The sequence below is a fragment of the Pseudonocardia xishanensis genome (assembly GCF_039541715.1).
In the GTDB taxonomy this organism is placed as follows: Bacteria; Actinomycetota; Actinomycetes; order Mycobacteriales; family Pseudonocardiaceae; genus Pseudonocardia; species Pseudonocardia xishanensis.
Genome location: NZ_BAABGT010000015.1, coordinates 1 through 15,979, shown reverse-complemented (window position 1 = coordinate 15,979; position 15,979 = coordinate 1). Strand labels below are relative to the sequence as shown.

Genomic DNA, 15,979 nt, shown 5'->3' with positions numbered 1-15,979 from the left:
GGCCACGGGGTCGACGACGACGAGGTTCTTGGCCCCCGCGTAGCGGGCGCCCTGGACCGGGTTCGACAACGGCGGTGATCGTGGACTCGGCGCGGTCGTACCGCAGCGCGAGGCGGCGGAAGGCCAGCAGCCAGGACATCGTGCGCTCGACGACCCAGCGGACCCGCCCGAGGCGGGCGGAGTCCTCGATCCCGCGCCGGGCGATCCGCACCCCGATCCCGCGGCGGGCGAGGTGGCGGCGGCATCGCGGGTAGTCGTAGCCCTGGTCGTCACTTGTCGGCGTGCAGCGTGTCCGGCCGCCGACGGGGACGACCCGGGCGTCGGGCGTGTTCGCGCACGCCGGGGTCGGTGTCGAGTAGCGGGGCGAGCATGCGGCTGTCGTGGGTGTTCGCGCCGGTGACCAGCGCGGGCAGCGGCAGCCCGTTGCGGTCGCACAGCACGTGGTGTTGTGCTGCCCGCCTTCCCGCGGTCGGTCGGTGACGGGCCGGTGGCCTCGCCGCGGCGCTTTGCCCGCACGCTCACGCTGCCCACCGCCGCGCGGGAGCAGTCCAGCAGATCCCAGCTGGGCGAGGCGGTCGAGCATCACCCGGTGCAGCTCCTGCCACACTCCGGCTTTCACATGCGCCCGACACTTGAGCTCGTGATCGGAGTCGTTCCAGAGGTGCACCCTCTGTAGGCGCTGGTCATGTTGACAGTTGACAAGCGAGCGGAGCACTGTATACGCAGTTACCGTCAGCTGACGCTATTCGATCGGAGCGGATGGGTATGTTGGACGAGGCTGCGCAGTCGCCGCCCGATGTGTTGGCCCGGGAACTTCCCAGCAACGCTGCGTTGCTCACTGTCGACATCCTCCTACGTCGGGCAGCGCGCAGCCACGCTGCTCGCCCGGCCGTGATCGACGAGGACCGAACCCTCTCCTACGCCGAGCTCGACGCCGAGACCGACGCCTTCGCGTGCGCGCTGCTTGCGCTCGGCGTCCGCAAGGGCGATCGGCTGGGTCTGTTGCTCTTGAACCAGTGGCAGTTTTTTGTTGCCTACTTCGCGGTCGCTCGCCTCGGCGCTGTCGTCGTTCCGATCAACCACCGCCTCGTCCCTTCCGAGATCGACTACCAACTCAGTCGCGCGAGCTGCAGTGTCCTGATCTACGCGTCAGACTTCGAGGAGGTTGTCGAGGTACTCGACACCAGCCGGTTCGTGCGAATTCCGGCCGGCGGGGAGCTATCCGCCGCGGCGAGGGGTTCGCTCGAAGAGCTTGTTGGTCGCTACCGAGGACAGCAACCCCGGCCTTCGTGGTCCGTTCTCGCCGAGGACCCCAACGGCGTGTGGTTCACGTCCGGCACCACGGGACTTCCGAAGGGGGCGACGACGACTCACGCGAGTGCATTGTGGGCGGCGAACGCGCTGGCGCTCAGCGTCGGCCTGTCAGAACGGCACCGACTGCTCGGCACCGCTCCACTCTTTCATCGGGGACCGATGGAAGGACTGCACCTCGCAGGGTTTCTCGTCGGGGCGCCACACGTGCTGCTGCGACGATTCGACGCCGGCGACATGCTCCGCATGATCGAGAAACACCGGATCACCCATGCCTTCATCGTGCCCACCATGACCTCGTTGGTCCTCGGGCGCCCCGATCGCGCCGACTACGACCTGTCGTCGATCGAAGGCTGGTTCTCCGCCTCGGCCCGGCTGCCCGGCATATACCGGGACCGCCTCGTCGCTGAAACAAGCCTTCGCCCCGACAGGGTGTTCGACGCCTACGGGATCACCGAGTCCCTGCTGATTACGATGCTCCACCCGCTCGATGCCGGTCTCCGCCCCGAGTCGGTGGGGTGCCCGGTACCAGGGGTGCTGCTGCAGATAGTTGATGCGGAGCGGAAAGAGGTCACGGCCGGAACGATCGGCGAGATATCCGTCGCCGCCCCCAGCATTGCGTCCGGCTATCTCGGCATGCCCGAGGAATGGGCAGCGGTGACTTTCGCGCAGGACGGGCGGACCTGGTACTGCTCGGGCGACCTCGGGTTCGTCGACGAGGAGGGCTTCCTGCACCTGGTCGACCGGGCCAAGGACATGGTTGTCACCGGCGGTGAGAACGTCTACAGCGCCGAGGTCGAAAGGGTCCTGTCGGATGTCCCCGGAGTGGCTGACGTCGCGGTCATAGGGATGCCGCACGAACGGTGGGGCGAAGCGGTGACCGCGGTCGTCGTGCGGGAACCGGGGCCGGTGGTCACGGAGGAGGAACTCCTCGCCTACTGCGAGCACCGGCTCGCCGCGTACAAACGACCACGGACGACGGTATTCGTGGATGTTCTGCCGCGCAACTCGTTCGGCAAGATCCAGAAGCAGCGGATCAGGGAACTGCTCGGTGGCGAGCGAACCCGCGAGAAGGGGTGATCGATGACCGCCGCGCAGCACGGCGCGCCCGCACCGTCCGAGGTCGTCACCAACGACCTGTCCTCGCTGCCGAACTTCCCCGCCGAGATCCGCGCCCCGCGGGCACGACGCCCAGTGGGAGCCCCTTCGTCCGTCTACTGACTGCTGACGGACACGCGGGTCTGCCCCCGCACCGGAACGGAGGCTCGCCCACAGGTCGGTCGCACGACAGCGTCAGGAGCCCTTGGCCGCCGGACCGGCATCGAAGGACTGCTTGCCGACCGTGGACGCACCGCCCGGGTTGCCCAGCTCGGCGAAGAACTCCTTGCCCGCCAGCACGAACGGTGTCATCGCCATCGGGAGGTCGTCCTCGTAGTAGATCGCATCGACCGGACACACAGGTTCGCACGCACCGCAGTCGACGCATTCCTCGGCGTTGATGTACATCATCCGGGCACCCTCGTAGATGCAGTCGACGGGGCACTCGTCGACACAGGCGCGGTCGAGGATGTCGATGCAGGGCTCTGTCACCACGTAGGTCACGAGGGCTGTTCTCCTTCGGGGACGTCTGGTCAGAGGTGGAGTACGGGAACAGAACGGCCGGCTGAGGTGTCGGCGGCGGCTTGGGGCTCGACGATGGCGAGGACGTCCGCGGTGGCGATCGCGCGCAGATCTGACGGGCGGTGGCCCGGTAGGGCTCTGAGCTGCTCCCCGGCCCACGCAGCGGGAACCAGGACGGTCTGCCCCGGGATCGCCGGCGGAAGGCCCACGACGGGGGCGTCGCGGAGCGGCGGCAGCGGCTGCCCGGTCAGACCGGCGATCAACGGCGCGAACAGGGTGTATGCCGTGACGATCGCGGCGAAGGGATTGCCGGGCATGCCGATCAGCCATCGTCCGCGGTCGAGCGCGGCGAGCAGCTGAGGGTGGCCGGGACGGCAGGCGACGCCGTCGACGACCAGGTGTGATCCGAGGTCTCGCAACAGGTCGTGCAGGTGATCGGTGGCCCCGACCGAGGTCGACCCGGTGACGAGGACGACCTCCGCGGCTGCGCCGTTCGCCACCGCGGCTGCCAGCCGCCCGGTGGCATCGGCGACATGGGCGATCTCGAGGAGTTCACCGCCCAGCCCGGCCACGAGCGACGGCAGCGCCGGCCCGAGGGAATCCCGCACCCGCCCGCCGCCGCTCACCCCGGAGGTCAACAGCTCGTCACCGGTGACCAGCACCCGTACCGTTGGGCGTGGTCGGACGGAGAGGTCGTCGTGGCCGGCAGCAGCAGCGAGCCCGAGCAGGGCAGGGGTGATCACATGACCGGCGGGGGCCACGACCTCCCCCGCGGCGGAGTTCTCGCCCCGGCGGCGGATGTGGCGGCCGGGCTCGGGTGAGCAGCCGTCGATCGTGCTGAGCACGGTGCCGCGACGGGCCGCTTCCTCGACAGGAACGACGGCCTGACTCCCCACCGGGACAGCCGCACCGGTGGAGACGGCGACGGCGTCCCCGTCACGGAGCCGCCCCGGCCAGGCCTGCCCAGCACGCACCTCGCCCCGCACGGTCCAGGATCCCCGGCCGGCGACGGCGTAACCGTCCATCGCCGAGGTGTCGAAGGCGGGTTGCGCGGCCCGGTTGACCAGGTCCTCGGCCAGAGCGTGGCCCGCCGCGTCCTCGAGCGCCACACGCCGGGCGGGCAGGGGGCGTGTCTGCGCGTGGGCGAGCGCCCGCGCAGCCGACCACGAGGTGGCCTCGACTGCGCGGTGGACGCTCGGCGGCGCGCTGTGCGCGTGGGCGTGCGCGTGGGCGTGGGCGTGGGCGTGGGCGTGCATGATCGCCGCGACGGCGGGGGTCAGGCGAGGCTGAGGCCGCCATCGACCACCAGCGTCTGGCCGGTGATGTAGCCACCGGCGTCGCTGGCCAACAGCAGCAGTGCCGCGGTCAGCTCGTCCGGATCACCGACCCGCCCGAGCGGGGCGCGCCGAAGCTGCTCCTCGAGATAGCCGGGCCGGTACTGCTCGGTCATCTCCGACGCGAAGAAGCCCGGGGCCAGCGAGTTGACCCGGATGCCCTTTCGTCCGCCCCACTGCTGGGCGAGGTCGCGGGTGAGTCCCATCAGCCCCGCCTTGCTCGCGCTGTAGGCGGCCTGCGGCAGGCCGGCGGTGGTGAGGCCCAGGACACTGGCGATGTTGACGATGCTGGAACCGGGCCGCATGACCCGCCCGCACGCCTGCGCCATCCAATAGCAGCCGTTCAGGTTGACGTCGATGACCTGTTCGAACTGCTCGACGGTCTCCTTGGTCGCAGGGACGGCAGTGCCGATTCCGGCGTTGTTCACCAGGATGTCGACCCGGCCGAAGGCTTCCATCGCGGCGTCGACGAGCCGCCGGCAGTCGTCCGGCTTGGCGACGTCCGTTGTGACCGCGACCGAGCGGCGGCCGGCGGCGGCCACCAGCTTCGCCGTGTCGGCCAGCCGCTCCTCCCGACGGGCCCCCAGCACGACGTCCGCGCCTGCGTCGGCGAGCCCGGCCGCGAATGCGACTCCGAGCCCAGCAGAGGCCCCGGTGACCACAGCGACTCTGTCCTGCAGCCCGAACCTGTCCAGCAGTCTCATCGATGGTCCTCTCACTGGTGGGGGACGGGCGGGAGCTCGGCGACCAGGGTGCGGACGCGCTGCTTCTGAACCTTCCCGAACCCGTTGCGGGGCAGTGTGTCGACGAAGTGGATGCGGCGGGGGCGCTTGTAGGAGGCCAGCCGCCCGTCACAGAACTCGACGAGGTCGGTGTCGCCGACCTGGGCGCCCGGCGAGCGGACGACCACGGCGACGACGCACTCTCCCCAGCGCTCGTCCGGGGCGCCGACGACGGCGACCTCGTGCACACCGGGGTGGTTGATCAGGACTTGCTCGACCTCGGCGCTGTAGATGTTCTCGCCGCCGGAGATCACCATGTCCTTGGCGCGATCCACGATGTACAGATATCCCTCGTCGTCGAGTCGCCCGAGGTCGCCACTGAGATACCAGAGCCGCCCGTCGTCCACGAACGTCACCGCGGCCCACGACTCGGGCCTGCCGAGATACGTGCTCGCGATGCTCGGTGCGGACACGGCGATCTCACCGACCTCGCCGGCGGCGAGAGTGCGGCGCTCGGCGTCGACGATGCGCAACCACACGCCGGGAACGGTCCGCCCGACAGACCCCGGTCGCGCAGGGGCCTCCGACGGCCACAAGCAGGTGTTGAGCAAGGACTCCGTGATCCCGTAAGCGTTGAAGACCGTGTTCGACGGCAGGGTCGTCTCCGTCTCGAGCCGGCAGCGGTACTCCTCGGGGAAATGGGCTGACGCGGTCAGCCAACCCCGCATCGAGCTCAGGTCGAAGTCTGCCCGGTCGGGCACCCCCAGCACGGCATAGGTCATCGACGGGACGATGAATCCGTGGGTCAACCGGTGTTCCTCGATGGCGCGGAGCATCGCGACCGGGTCGAAGCGGCGAAGCAGGTAGTGCGAGCTGCCGAGAAGGAAGCCCGCGACGTGGAAGTTCTCCATCGGGCCGCGATGGAATGCAGGCGCCACGCCGAGCAGCCGATGCTGCTCGGTCATCCCCAAGGCCAGCGCCATGCAGGTCGCGGCCCAGATCCCGCTGTCATGAGTGGTCACGGTGCCCTTCGGCTCACCTGTCGTCCCAGACGTGAACCAGACACCGCTGGCGTCGCCGCGGCGCACGGTCCACGTGAGTGCGGGACGGCGCCCTCGGTAGTCGTCGAGCAGCGCCTCGAGGCGGTGCTCGCCGGCGTCCGGTGCGGCCGCTCCCGATGCGATCCAGTGCTTGACGGGAACGGCGCCGCGCAACGGTGCCACCACCGCCTCGAGTTCGTCGCAGTACACGAGCACGGCGCAGTCGGCCTGCGAGAGCTGGAACGCGACTTCGGCGCCGACGAGCCTGTGGTTGATCGGGACGATCAATGCGCCGAGCCGGACGACGGCGAAGTAGACGACGAACGCCTGCCACTCGTTGAAGAACAGCGACGCCACGCGGTCGCCCTTGCGGACACCGAGTTCGAGCAGCGCGGCGGCCAGCCCGTCGACGTCGGCGTCGAGCTGCCCGTAGGTGAGGCTGCGGTCCGCGTCATGGATGGCAAGCTTGTCGGGAAACGACGACGCCCCACGTCGAACCAGGGAATCGAGAGTCATGTTCTCGGCGTTCATCTCGCCACAACCTCGTTGGTGTCGGTCTGCGTGCCTACCGCCGGCGACCAGGATCGCCAGCGGCCGGGTCGGGAGTCCGGAACTGAACTTCAGGATCTGCACCCATGGAGGGACCTTGCTCAGCCGGTCGCTGATCTAACTGCACATGACGATATCTGCGGAAGCAGTCTATGCTGTGTAGGGCGGGAGTCAAGAGCCGGCTGCGTCGCTTGTGAGCAGGCCGGATTTGGGAAGTGTGAGGTCGGGATGTCCTTGAAGCATGCGTTGTTGGGCGTCCTCTCGATGCGAGAGATGTCCGGGTACGACATCAAGCGCCACTTCGACCGTGCCGTCCACTTCGTGTGGAACGCCTCAGACTCTCAGATCTACCGCGAGCTGCGGCAGATGGAGCGCGACGAGCTGATCGTGTCCCGGCTGATCCCGCAGGAGAGCAAGCCCAACAAGCGGCTCTACCGGCTGACCGAGTCCGGGACCGCGGAGCTCGACGACTGGCTGGTGTCTCCGGTCGACGCCTCGTACAGCAAAGAGCCGTTCCTGCTGCGCATGTTCTTCCTCGACCGGACCGACGAGGAGGACGCCACCGAGCTGCGGAGGCCCGTCGACACCAGGTTCGCGCGATCATCGAGGTGACCGAGCAGCGTCTCGAGGGGTTCGCCGATCTGGAACGCACAGTGCGGCCGGACCTGTTGTGGTGGCAGAGGCGCCTGGTCGAGGGCATGCGCCGGATGCAGGTCGCTGAGCAAGCCTGGCTCAATGACGTGCTCACCAGCGTCAAGGCCCGTCCTGCGGTCCCGGCGGGTACGACCGTGGCAGACGGTGCTGCCACTTGACCCACTGGAAGCACGAGCGGCATCCCTGGCAGAAGTACGTCACCTCGGATGCGGCACCGCCGAACAGCGACTGCAACCGTGTGTCCGCGCTACCGCATGCGGGGCACGAGACGCCCTGGAAGTCCTCCTGATCAGCGAACAGCTGCTCGTCGGTGGGGCGGCGGCGTCCGGCCATCAGTGAGCCAACGCCGGATCCTTGAACCTGATCACCTCGAACAGGCCCTCGGGCAGTGGACCGCGCCGTCGAGCGTCGTCGCGCCAGTCGCCGGACGGTGGCGTCAGGGCCGCGGACGCGACCATACCGAAAGATTTCAGCTCCACGGCCACGTCGACCAGGAAGGACGTGCGCAGCTGCTCCGGGGTCACCGCGCGCTCGCCCGCGGCGTGCAACGGGTCCTCGAGATCTGTGGGCCCGAACCAGTCCGCCGCAAGCGGCAGCCGGGCGTCGTACACCTGCTCCAGCGCGGCCCGGGACTCGTCCTCCTCGACGAGCAGCCTGAACCAGCCAGAGGCGTACTTGAGGTGGAAGTACGCCTCCTCACCGATCTTGCGGGCGAGGGCGGCGACACGGCGGTCAGGGTGGTCCAGGAAACCCGACATCATGGTCCAGGTCGCTCGCTCGGCCAGCCAGATCGTGAGGACCTGGTCCTCCCAGTTGCGCGGCGGCGCGTCCAGGAGGTTCATCGAGCAGATCTCGTCGCGGTCGCGGCCGCGCTCCAGGCGTGAGTAGGCCTCGTAGCCCGGAGCGAGGAACTGATACAACGCCCGCGTCTGGCCGAAGGAGGTGGTGCACATGCCGAGCATCGCCGCGTAGTCGGGCAGCGACCGTCCGTTCATCACGGTCTCGGCAAGCCAGTTGCCCATGACGAGCTTGGTATCGGCCACGCAGAGGAGTTCGTCGGCAAGAGTCACAGTGGGAGCCTTTCCGGCGGTGTGGTCAGACGGCCTTGATCGTGGTGTGCTGGGCTGCCCTGCCCATCGGGACGAACGCGTCCGTGGGGGCCACGCACATCTCCCGCCACTCGTGCTGATCGTAGATGTACCAGGCCCGTACCTGTGCCAGGTCCGGGTTCGGCGCCTCGACGGACCCGAGGTGGGTGAGCGCGTCATGCGAGCTTGTCCGGCCGAACACCTCGTAGTACCGCGCTTCGGTCGAGCTCCCGCGGGCGCCCGGACGGCGCTTACCCTTGCTGATGGTCATGGCACCGCTCCAGTCAGATCTGAATTCCGTTGTCGTGCATGAGTCGGCGGGTCGCCGGGTCCACCATGTCCCGTGTCCACGGCTCTTCCCAGGCTTCGACGACCTTCACGGCGGTGACGCCGGGCAGTGCCGCGACGGCATCGTGCACCCCGTCGCGGATCATCGCCGTGCCCGGGCAGGCCATGCACGGAATGCGAATGCGAACCCGCACGCCACCGTCGGGGGCGACCTCGACACCAGCGACCATGCCCATCCGGCGCAGGCTCGACGGGACGTGCGGATCGTTGACGACCTCGAGCGCCGCCATCACCGTCTCGGCATCGGGGACGACGGCTGCGGCGGTCACCACAGGTCCTCTCCGTAGACCTCCTGGTGCAGCCGTTCGATGGACGGCACCTTGTACCGACTGCCCTGCTTCCAGAGCGCGAACTGCTCCTTCCACGTGATGTGGCGGTCGAAATCCCATTTCAGGGTGTCCGGGTCCAGATACACCGGTGGCGTGTAGTCCAGGACGTATTGACCCTGCTCCTCGTCGAAGTGCGCCGGAACTTCGATGCCGACGGACTCGCTGAACGGCACGACCTGGGAGAGCCATTTCTGGCGCATCTGGTCGTTCGAGGCACCGCGGATGCGATAGAGGAGTTGATCAGTCCGCTTCTTCAGGGTGTCCGGCACCCCGAACCAGCCCGCGCACAGCGGGAAGTAGAAGTCGACCGCTTCCTGGACGCGTCGGCGCGACTCCTCGGAGTGGTTCCAGAAGCGCCGCACCCAGCGCTCACCGTGCTGTACGTGGAAGACCTCCTCGAAGTTGACCTTCCGCAGAGACCGCGAGTAGGGCCCGAAGGAACAGTTCTCCTCGAGGTCCGTCGTGGTGATGTAGCCGGCCCGGTCGCCGTAGCACATGGAGACGACGGACTCGACGTAGTCGCGGTGCGGATACTCCAGAACCTGGTTGGTACGCCACAGCGACGGGTCCCGCTCGAACAGGAACTCGTGGGTGTCGTAGCCGAACTCCTCGAGCATCCGGTACATGACCTGCGCGTGCCCGAGCTCGTCCTGGCAGGCGCTCGCGATCGCGATCTTGTCCTCGAGCGTGGGTGCGTTGAGGATGGACGGCGAGTAGGTCGGCAGCGTGACGACCTCGAGATCCGCGGCGATGTGCATCGTGTTGACCAGCACGTCGTAATAGCGCGGAGTCATCTCGCTCTGGTCCTCGAGCTGGTGGCCCGCGTGGACGCGGGTCTGCAGAGCGACCTCGCGGGCGTCCTCGGTGTCCGTCGCGGGCTCCACGCCCGAGGAGACCGGCGCGGGGTCCCGCTGAACGAGTTCGGTCACGTCCTTGCCCTCTTTCGTTCGTTGCCCTCTTCGATGATCGCCCGGACGAGCAGGCTGTCCCGCTGCGCGGCCTCGGCCTCCTCGGAGGTGGCCGTCTCGATCCGGACCGGCATGTCCTTGTGGTGTGGGGTGCCTGCGATCCGGTCGCGGTCCAACGCGTCGGTCAGGATGTTGATCCGCGGCCCGTTGAGGACGCGACCGCCCTTGCCGTCCGGGTAGTAGATCCCGTAGCCGTGCGGCAGGGCGACCTGGGCCGGGCGCAGCGAGTCGTCGATCTCGGCACGCGCGACGACTCGCCCCTTCGGCGAGACGACGGCCACCCAGTCCCCGTCCGCGGCACCGATCGTACCAAGATCGTCCGTGCGGACCCGCAGCGCGCCGTCCGGATCCGTCTTGCGCCACGCGGGGGTCCGCATGACCTGGTTGGCGTTGTGGCTGCGGCGTTGGCCGTTGACCAGCGACAGCGGATACTCGGGATCGACGGTGTGGCTGCTCGGGTCCAGCTCCGAGAGCCACTCGAGCAGTTCCGGGACAGCGAGCTGGACGCGGTTGTGCCGCACCAGCTCCCACACCTCGTTGTACTCGTGAACGCTGAACGCGGTGCCGATCGGATGCCTGAGCAGGTGGTCGAAGAGCAGCTCTCCCAGCTCGGGGCCCGCCACCTCGGTGTGCAGAGCTCGCTGGACCTGGACGGGCATCATCTTCGCGGCCATCCTGCAGCCGGTCCACAGCACGCACGCGGTCGCGGCACCCTCCGGGAGGGTCTGGCCAAGGGTCGCGTACATGATCACGGCAGCGGCCTTCGCGCGGTCCGGGTCCGCCCCGACGACCGGCCCGAGCGCCTTCATGAAACCGGGCCGGTCGCGCCGGGCCGCATCCCGCAGCGACTCGAGCGTCTTCTCGTCGGGCATGACGCCGAGCTTCTCGAACAGCCTCCAGTAGATGTCGCCCTCGGGCATCGTGCCGGGCAGGGGCTCGAAAAGCGGCTTGCGGAGATTGAAGTAGTTGACCGGGAACTCCCAGTTGAAGTACGTGTACTCCCACTTCTCGTTCTGGGCCGCCGCAGGCAGCACGTACTCCGCCAGCGCGGCGGTCTCGGTGTAGGCGACGTCGATCACGACGGACAGCTCGCACTCGCGGATCGCCTGCTCCATGGCGACGGTGTCCGCGACGGTGTTGGCCGGATTCGACGAGTCGACCCACAGCACTCGAACATGGTTCGGGTGGCCGGCATCCAGCTCCTCGGCCACTGTGCTGACTGGTAGCAGACCGCCGATGTACTCGAAACCGGTGATCTCCGAGCGCATCCGCTCCGGCGCGTAGGACTCACCCCACAGCGGGATCAGCCAGGAGTGCAGAGCATTGGTGCCGGCCCGGCCGAAGTTCCCGGTCAGCAGGTAGAGCAGCTTCTCCAGGTAGCTGTTCAGCGTCGAGTTCCGGCCCTGCTGGATGCCGAGCTCGGCCCGGACCGTCATCCGCTCGGAGGCGAGGATCAGATCGACGGCCCGGTCGACGTCGGCGCGGTCGACCTCGGCGTGCGCGATCCACGTATCGACCGGGATCTTGCGCAGCGTGGCCGCCACATCCTCGTACCCGTCGCAGTGTTCGGCGAGGAACCGCTCGTCGGCCCCGCCGCGCTCGAGAATCAGGGCGAGCATCGCCCCGAGGAGGTAGGCGTCGGTGCCCGGGCGCAGGGCCAGGTGCACATCAGCGACCGCGGCAGTCTCAGTTCGCCGGGGATCGAGCACGATCATTGCGCGCGACGGGTCATTCTTGATCGAGTTCACCTCGTTGCGCGCCCGGTTGAAGCCGTGAGCGAGCCACGGATTGCAGCCGAGGACGACGAGCAGGTCGCACTCCTCGACATCTTCGGCCGTGTGGCAGGTGTCGCCGCCGAACAGCTTGGCGTTGACCCAGAAGTCGCCGGTCTTCTCCTGCGAGAGCGGGTTGAAGAAGCGGGTGGCGTTCATCCACTTCATCAGGGCATGCCCGTAGGGGCCCTCGGAGTGGTTGCCCTGCCCCCCACCGCCGACGAGCGCGAACGACCCGGGTCGGCCTGCGGCGCTGTCGGCATCTCGGATCTCGTGCAGGCGGGCCGCGATCTCGGTGAGTGCCTCTTCCCATGAGATCGGCTCGTGTGTGCCGTCGGGGCGGCGGCGCAGCGGTGTGGTGAGCCGGTCGGCGTGGTCACCGTAGAACGTCATCCGCTGGGCCTTCTGGCAGACGTACCCCTTGGTGCGCTCGTTCTCCTTGTCGCCACGGATCCTGGTGATCCGGTGCCCCTCGATCTGGACCTCGAGCCCACAGTTGACGTAGCAGAGGCTGCACGCCGTCTTGTGCCATTCACCGACGGCTCGGTCTGCACGCGGGCGTCGCTCGGCCTCGGTACTTTCGCTGGTCGTCATCGCTGACCGCCGCTGAGCGCGTCCGTCGCGGTGTGCACTGACTTCACGAACTCCGACAGCCGCTCGGGCTCGTACTCGGGCAGCGCGTAGTACGACGCCACCCGGTCCGCACGGCCGTGATACCGCCGCGCGATCTTCCCGGGCAACTCCTCCAGCCTGCCACGCAGCACGAAGTGGTCCAGGGTCTCTGCGTCGATCAGGTCAGCCATCTCGTCCCACCGGCCCTCCTTCGACAGTGGCAGCAGCTTCGGCTGCAGGTCGTCTCGCCCGATGCCCCGCAGGACCTCGGTGTATGCCGGCGTCGAAGCATAGAACGCCAGTTGCTTGCGGATCTGTGCCTCGGACACGGCCTGCTGTCGGTCGTCGTCTCCCACGACGAGGAACATGTAGGAGAAGATCCACGGCCGCTGCGGACGGCCGCGCGAGGCGGCCCCCTCCTCGAGAGCCGGCAAGGTCGTCTCGTCGACGTATCGAGCGTGGGTGAACGGGTGCAGGAACACGCCGTCACAGAGTTCACCGGCCAACCTCGTCATCGCGCGACCGACCGCGGCGAGGGCCACGCCCGGCCGCTGTCCCTCGGGAAGCGGGCCCGGGTCGAACACCGGCGTCATCAGGCTGTGCCGGTAGTACTCGCCCTCGTAGGCCAACTCGTTCCCGTTCTGCCAGGCGGCGAAGATGGCGTGCAGAGCCTCGACGTACTCACGCATCTGTGCCACGGGCTTGCCCCATGGCATGGAGAAGCGCCGGGTGATGTGCGCCTTGACCTGTGTGCCCAGTCCGAGGATGAACCGGCCCTGCGACGCCTGCGCCAGATCCCAGGCCTGGTAGGCGACCGACATCGGGTTGCGCGCGAACGCCAGTGTGATCGCGGTGCCGAGCTGGATCTGTGACGTCGCCGCGGCCGCGGCGGCTAAAGGCAGCAACGGGTCGTGCGCGACCTCGCCGGTCCACACGGCGTCGAAGCCGATCTCCTCGGCGCGCCGTGCCTGCGCGGGCGCGACAGCGAGCCCGTCGGCGAGGAACGTGTCGATCTTCAATGAGGGCCTCCTCGATCCTCCGACGAGCTTACCTGTCACTGAATATAACTGCAATTGTCACTATGAGACCCTCCAGGCAGGCGGGCCGGCATGGTTGCGAGAACCGTGCCGGCCTCCCTCGATCCGGCGGGATGTTCCCGGCTGGTTACCCGGCGACCTCTCCTGCGTCGCGTCGGGTTCCACGCTGTTGTGCCGCGTCTCGGACAACGCCAGTGTGCACACGATGCAGACGTCGGCTATCCACAGCCGTTCGGACAGCCGTTCTGACACCCCCGCTCTGAAGGAACCGGCCTACTCGTCCGGGCCGGGCAGCCATGGCGGAGGCTGCGGGGCAACGAAGCGTGCCCTTGACCGTATGGAGGCCCGGCGCATCGCCCGTAGGCTGGCGCGGGTCACGGTCAGCAGGTGGCGGTGCCGCCGCTGGGGGAGGCACCGGTGCTGATCGCGGCCCGGATCGGCTGCGAGACGGTGGCGCCGTCAAAGCGGGAACGCCCGGCCGGGGACAAGGGCAAGACCGACCGCCGAGACGCCGAGCGACTGGCCCGGCTGCTACGGATCGGCGAGGTACCCGGGTGCGGGTTCCCGCGCAGCCCAGGAGGCTGCCCGGGATCTCGTGCGGGCCCGCGAAGACGCCCGCGCGGATCTGATGCGAGCCGGCCACCGGCTGTCGAAGATGCTGCTGCGACACGGCCCGGTCCAGGAGGCGACCTGAACCGCCCCGGCGTGTCTGGAGACTTGATCTTCTGAGGAGATGGAGTGATGACACGTCGTTCCCAGCCGCCCTACCCGCCGGAGTTGCGTGAGCGGGCGGTCCGGATGGTTGCCGAGATCAGCGACGACTACGAGTCGTTGTGGGCGGCGATGAACGCCGTCGCCGAGAAGCTCGGGGTCGGCACCGGGGAGACGGTGCGCAAATGGGTCCGCCAGGCCGAGACCGACGCGGGTACGCGGCCGGGCACGACGACCGAGGAGTCCGAGGAGCTGCGCCGCCTGCGCCGGGAGAACGCCGAGCTCAAGCGGGCCAACGACATCCTCAAGGCTGCCTCGGCTTTCTTCGCGGCCGAGATCGACCGGCCACACCGACGCTGGTGAGGTTCATCGACCAGCACGCCGCCCACCGCTCCGGTGGGCGGCGCTGGGGTGTCGAGTCGATCTGCGCCCAGCTCGCCGAGTTGGGCGCACCGATCGCCCCATCCACCTACTACGCCCACCGCGGGCCGAAGCCCACCGCGGCGCAGGTCCGAGACGAGCAACTCACGCCGCAGGTCGCCCGAGTTCACGCGGAGAACTACGGGGTCTACGGCGCACGGAAGGTCTGGGCCCAGCTCAACCGCGAGGGCATCGTGGTGGCGCGCTGCACGGTGGAGCGGCTCATGCGTGCCCAGGGTCTGGCCGGGGCACGCCGTGGACGACGGGTCCGCACCACTCTGCCCGGCGGGCAGACACGCGCCGGCGATCTGGTGGGGCGCCGGTTCAACCCGCCCGCGCCGGACCAGCTGTGGGTTGCGGACTTCACCTACGTCCCCACCTGGTCGGGGATGGTCTACGTCGCGTTCGTCATCGACGCCTACTCCCGCCGCATCCTGGGCTGGCGCGCAGCCACGAGCATGCGTACCGAACTGGTCCTCGACGCCCTCGAGCACGCCGTCTGGACCCGCGCCCAGCAGGGCCGGCCCGACCTGGACGGGTTGATCATGCACACCGACGCCGGGTCGCAATACACATCCATCGCCTACACCGAGCGCCTTGCCACGGCTGGCGCCGCCCCGTCGGTCGGCACCGTCGGCGACGCCTACGACAACGCCCTCGCCGAGTCGACCATCGGTCTGTTCAAGACCGAGCTGATCAAACCGAGAGGGCCCTGGCGGACTGTCGAGCAGGTCGAGATCGCCACTCTTGAGTACGTCGACTGGTTCAACCACCGGCGGCTCCACAGCGCCGCCGGGGACATCCCTCCCGCCGAGTTGGAGGCAGCCCACTACCGTCAACGAGCACCCCAACCGGAGCCCGAGGGCTCAAGCCGATAGCTCTCCGGACACGCCGGGGCGATTCAACCTCGTGGACCGGCGCGCACGAGCACTGGCCGCGCACCCAACTCTTCGACCGCCGCGGGGTGCAACTGGCCTTCGATGAGGCCCTCGATGCGGTGTTCGCGTCGACGCCCGCCACGACCGCTTGGACGCCGCGATTGCCGAGCGCTCGTGGACCTGTCCGGACACGAACCGAACGTGGAGGAGCAGGGCGGATGAGCACGGACCACCCGACCAGGGAGACGGGCGGTCCTCCCGCCGTCGCCGGCGCGGGCAGGCAGCCGTGCGGCACGGTGGTCCGCCGGCTCGCCCGCCGCCTCCGCTTCCTCGCCGGAATCACGGTGGCGCCCCTGCTCCTGTGCCTGCCCGGCCTGGTGTCCGTTCTCAGCCCGCAGATCCACGACAGCTTCTACGCGGACCAACTGTTGGTCGCCGGGGTCGGTGCCGAACGCCGCCCGCTGGCCGAGCAGGTCACCACCGCGCTGGCCGCGCATCCGAAGGCCGAGCTGGCACACGCGGGCTAACCCCAATACCGTTCAGTTATGGGGTTGGATGCCGTAGGCCGCGGTGCGCTCTGGCTGTG

At 68.7% G+C, this 15,979-nt stretch carries 17 protein-coding genes and 1 pseudogene; 6 read left to right on the top strand and 12 right to left on the bottom strand.

What is annotated here, in order from left to right; all coding sequences use genetic code 11:
* Window positions 1-67: 67 nt before the first annotated feature.
* Window positions 68-616: pseudogene (locus tag ABD993_RS05095) on the bottom strand (IS5 family transposase); the annotation flags it as partial.
* Window positions 617-759: 143 nt separating this feature from the next.
* Here ABD993_RS05095 and ABD993_RS05090 point away from each other — a divergent pair.
* Both ABD993_RS05090 and ABD993_RS05085 read left to right on the top strand, forming a co-directional pair.
* Window positions 760-2,391, top strand: coding sequence for a class I adenylate-forming enzyme family protein (locus ABD993_RS05090; RefSeq protein ID WP_345413206.1), 1,632 nt, complete (start codon window positions 760-762; stop codon window positions 2,389-2,391).
* A gap of 3 nt (window positions 2,392-2,394) precedes the next feature.
* Window positions 2,395-2,532 (top strand): hypothetical protein, encoded by a 138-nt coding sequence (locus ABD993_RS05085; protein ID WP_345413204.1) that lies wholly within the window; start codon window positions 2,395-2,397, stop codon window positions 2,530-2,532.
* 72 nt (window positions 2,533-2,604) lie between these two features.
* Here ABD993_RS05085 and fdxA read toward each other — a convergent pair whose 3' ends face one another.
* The 4 genes from fdxA to ABD993_RS05065 are packed head-to-tail and all read right to left on the bottom strand — an operon-like array spanning window position 2,605 to window position 6,558.
* On the bottom strand, window positions 2,605-2,913 hold the full coding sequence (gene fdxA, locus ABD993_RS05080) for a ferredoxin (RefSeq protein WP_345413203.1): 309 nt from the start codon (window positions 2,911-2,913) through the stop codon (window positions 2,605-2,607).
* A 29-nt stretch (window positions 2,914-2,942) separates the two neighbouring features.
* Entirely contained in the window at window positions 2,943-4,187 is a 1,245-nt protein-coding gene (locus ABD993_RS05075; RefSeq protein ID WP_345413202.1) for a molybdopterin molybdotransferase MoeA, read from the bottom strand.
* 20 nt (window positions 4,188-4,207) lie between these two features.
* Window positions 4,208-4,969, bottom strand: a complete 762-nt coding sequence (locus ABD993_RS05070) for an SDR family NAD(P)-dependent oxidoreductase (RefSeq protein WP_345413199.1) — start codon at window positions 4,967-4,969, stop codon at window positions 4,208-4,210.
* Window positions 4,970-4,980: 11 nt separating this feature from the next.
* A complete protein-coding gene (locus ABD993_RS05065) occupies window positions 4,981-6,558 on the bottom strand; it encodes a class I adenylate-forming enzyme family protein (protein WP_345413197.1) in 1,578 nt (525 codons plus the stop codon).
* 246 nt (window positions 6,559-6,804) lie between these two features.
* On the opposite strand from ABD993_RS05065, the gene ABD993_RS05060 reads away from it, so the two are divergent.
* On the top strand, window positions 6,805-7,188 hold the full coding sequence (locus tag ABD993_RS05060) for a PadR family transcriptional regulator (RefSeq protein WP_345413196.1): 384 nt from the start codon (window positions 6,805-6,807) through the stop codon (window positions 7,186-7,188).
* A complete protein-coding gene (locus ABD993_RS05055) occupies window positions 7,185-7,388 on the top strand; it encodes a hypothetical protein (protein ID WP_345413193.1) in 204 nt (67 codons plus the stop codon). The genes ABD993_RS05060 and ABD993_RS05055 overlap by 4 nt, the downstream gene beginning before the upstream one ends.
* On the opposite strand, the gene ABD993_RS36625 is transcribed toward ABD993_RS05055, so the two are convergent.
* From ABD993_RS36625 to ABD993_RS05025, 7 genes are read right to left on the bottom strand one after another with little or no spacing between them, the layout of a single operon-like run.
* A complete protein-coding gene (locus ABD993_RS36625) occupies window positions 7,330-7,563 on the bottom strand; it encodes a PaaD-like zinc ribbon domain-containing protein (RefSeq protein WP_425568894.1) in 234 nt (77 codons plus the stop codon). The two genes, ABD993_RS05055 and ABD993_RS36625, sit on opposite strands and share 59 nt — an antisense overlap.
* A complete protein-coding gene (locus ABD993_RS05050) occupies window positions 7,563-8,420 on the bottom strand; it encodes a Phenylacetic acid catabolic protein (protein WP_486362894.1) in 858 nt (285 codons plus the stop codon). The genes ABD993_RS36625 and ABD993_RS05050 overlap by 1 nt, the downstream gene beginning before the upstream one ends.
* Complete coding sequence (locus ABD993_RS05045) at window positions 8,326-8,589, bottom strand: hypothetical protein (protein ID WP_345413190.1); 264 nt, start codon at window positions 8,587-8,589, stop codon at window positions 8,326-8,328. The genes ABD993_RS05050 and ABD993_RS05045 overlap by 95 nt, the downstream gene beginning before the upstream one ends.
* Window positions 8,590-8,602: 13 nt before the next feature.
* Window positions 8,603-8,935 carry a metal-sulfur cluster assembly factor gene (locus ABD993_RS05040; RefSeq protein WP_345413188.1) on the bottom strand — a complete coding sequence of 111 codons (333 nt, stop codon included), beginning with the start codon at window positions 8,933-8,935 and terminating at the stop codon, window positions 8,603-8,605.
* Window positions 8,932-9,924 carry a 1,2-phenylacetyl-CoA epoxidase subunit PaaC gene (locus tag ABD993_RS05035; protein ID WP_345413187.1) on the bottom strand — a complete coding sequence of 331 codons (993 nt, stop codon included), beginning with the start codon at window positions 9,922-9,924 and terminating at the stop codon, window positions 8,932-8,934. Before ABD993_RS05035 ends, ABD993_RS05040 begins: the two co-directional genes overlap by 4 nt.
* Window positions 9,921-12,329: a molybdopterin-dependent oxidoreductase gene (locus tag ABD993_RS05030; RefSeq protein ID WP_345413185.1), complete on the bottom strand. Its 2,409-nt coding sequence runs from the start codon at window positions 12,327-12,329 to the stop codon at window positions 9,921-9,923. The genes ABD993_RS05035 and ABD993_RS05030 overlap by 4 nt, the downstream gene beginning before the upstream one ends.
* On the bottom strand, window positions 12,326-13,366 hold the full coding sequence (locus ABD993_RS05025; protein WP_345413183.1) for a TIGR03617 family F420-dependent LLM class oxidoreductase: 1,041 nt from the start codon (window positions 13,364-13,366) through the stop codon (window positions 12,326-12,328). The genes ABD993_RS05030 and ABD993_RS05025 overlap by 4 nt, the downstream gene beginning before the upstream one ends.
* 759 nt (window positions 13,367-14,125) lie before the next feature.
* Here ABD993_RS05025 and ABD993_RS05020 point away from each other — a divergent pair.
* Both ABD993_RS05020 and ABD993_RS05015 read left to right on the top strand, forming a co-directional pair.
* A protein-coding gene (locus ABD993_RS05020) for an IS3 family transposase (protein ID WP_345413181.1) occupies window positions 14,126-15,393 on the top strand; the annotation gives its coding sequence in 2 pieces (ribosomal slippage) (window positions 14,126-14,414 and window positions 14,414-15,393; 1,269 coding nt in all).
* A gap of 218 nt (window positions 15,394-15,611) precedes the next feature.
* A complete protein-coding gene (locus ABD993_RS05015; protein ID WP_345413179.1) occupies window positions 15,612-15,920 on the top strand; it encodes a hypothetical protein in 309 nt (102 codons plus the stop codon).
* The last annotated feature ends 59 nt before the right edge of the window (window positions 15,921-15,979 follow it).

Bases quoted from the DNA above. Each gene is read 5' to 3' on its own strand.
- ABD993_RS05090 (WP_345413206.1), top strand. From the start codon at position 760: ATGGGTATGTTGGACGAGGCTGCGCAGTCGCCGCCCGATGTGTTGGCC.
- ABD993_RS05085 (WP_345413204.1), top strand. From the start codon at position 2,395: ATGACCGCCGCGCAGCACGGCGCGCCCGCACCGTCCGAGGTCGTCACC.
- ABD993_RS05075 (WP_345413202.1), bottom strand. From the start codon at position 4,187: ATGCACGCCCACGCCCACGCCCACGCCCACGCGCACGCCCACGCGCAC.
- ABD993_RS05070 (WP_345413199.1), bottom strand. From the start codon at position 4,969: ATGAGACTGCTGGACAGGTTCGGGCTGCAGGACAGAGTCGCTGTGGTC.
- ABD993_RS05065 (WP_345413197.1), bottom strand. From the start codon at position 6,558: ATGAACGCCGAGAACATGACTCTCGATTCCCTGGTTCGACGTGGGGCG.
- ABD993_RS05060 (WP_345413196.1), top strand. From the start codon at position 6,805: ATGTCCTTGAAGCATGCGTTGTTGGGCGTCCTCTCGATGCGAGAGATG.
- ABD993_RS36625 (WP_425568894.1), bottom strand. From the start codon at position 7,563: ATGGCCGGACGCCGCCGCCCCACCGACGAGCAGCTGTTCGCTGATCAG.
- ABD993_RS05045 (WP_345413190.1), bottom strand. From the start codon at position 8,589: ATGACCATCAGCAAGGGTAAGCGCCGTCCGGGCGCCCGCGGGAGCTCG.
- ABD993_RS05030 (WP_345413185.1), bottom strand. From the start codon at position 12,329: ATGACGACCAGCGAAAGTACCGAGGCCGAGCGACGCCCGCGTGCAGAC.
- ABD993_RS05015 (WP_345413179.1), top strand. From the start codon at position 15,612: ATGAGCACGGACCACCCGACCAGGGAGACGGGCGGTCCTCCCGCCGTC.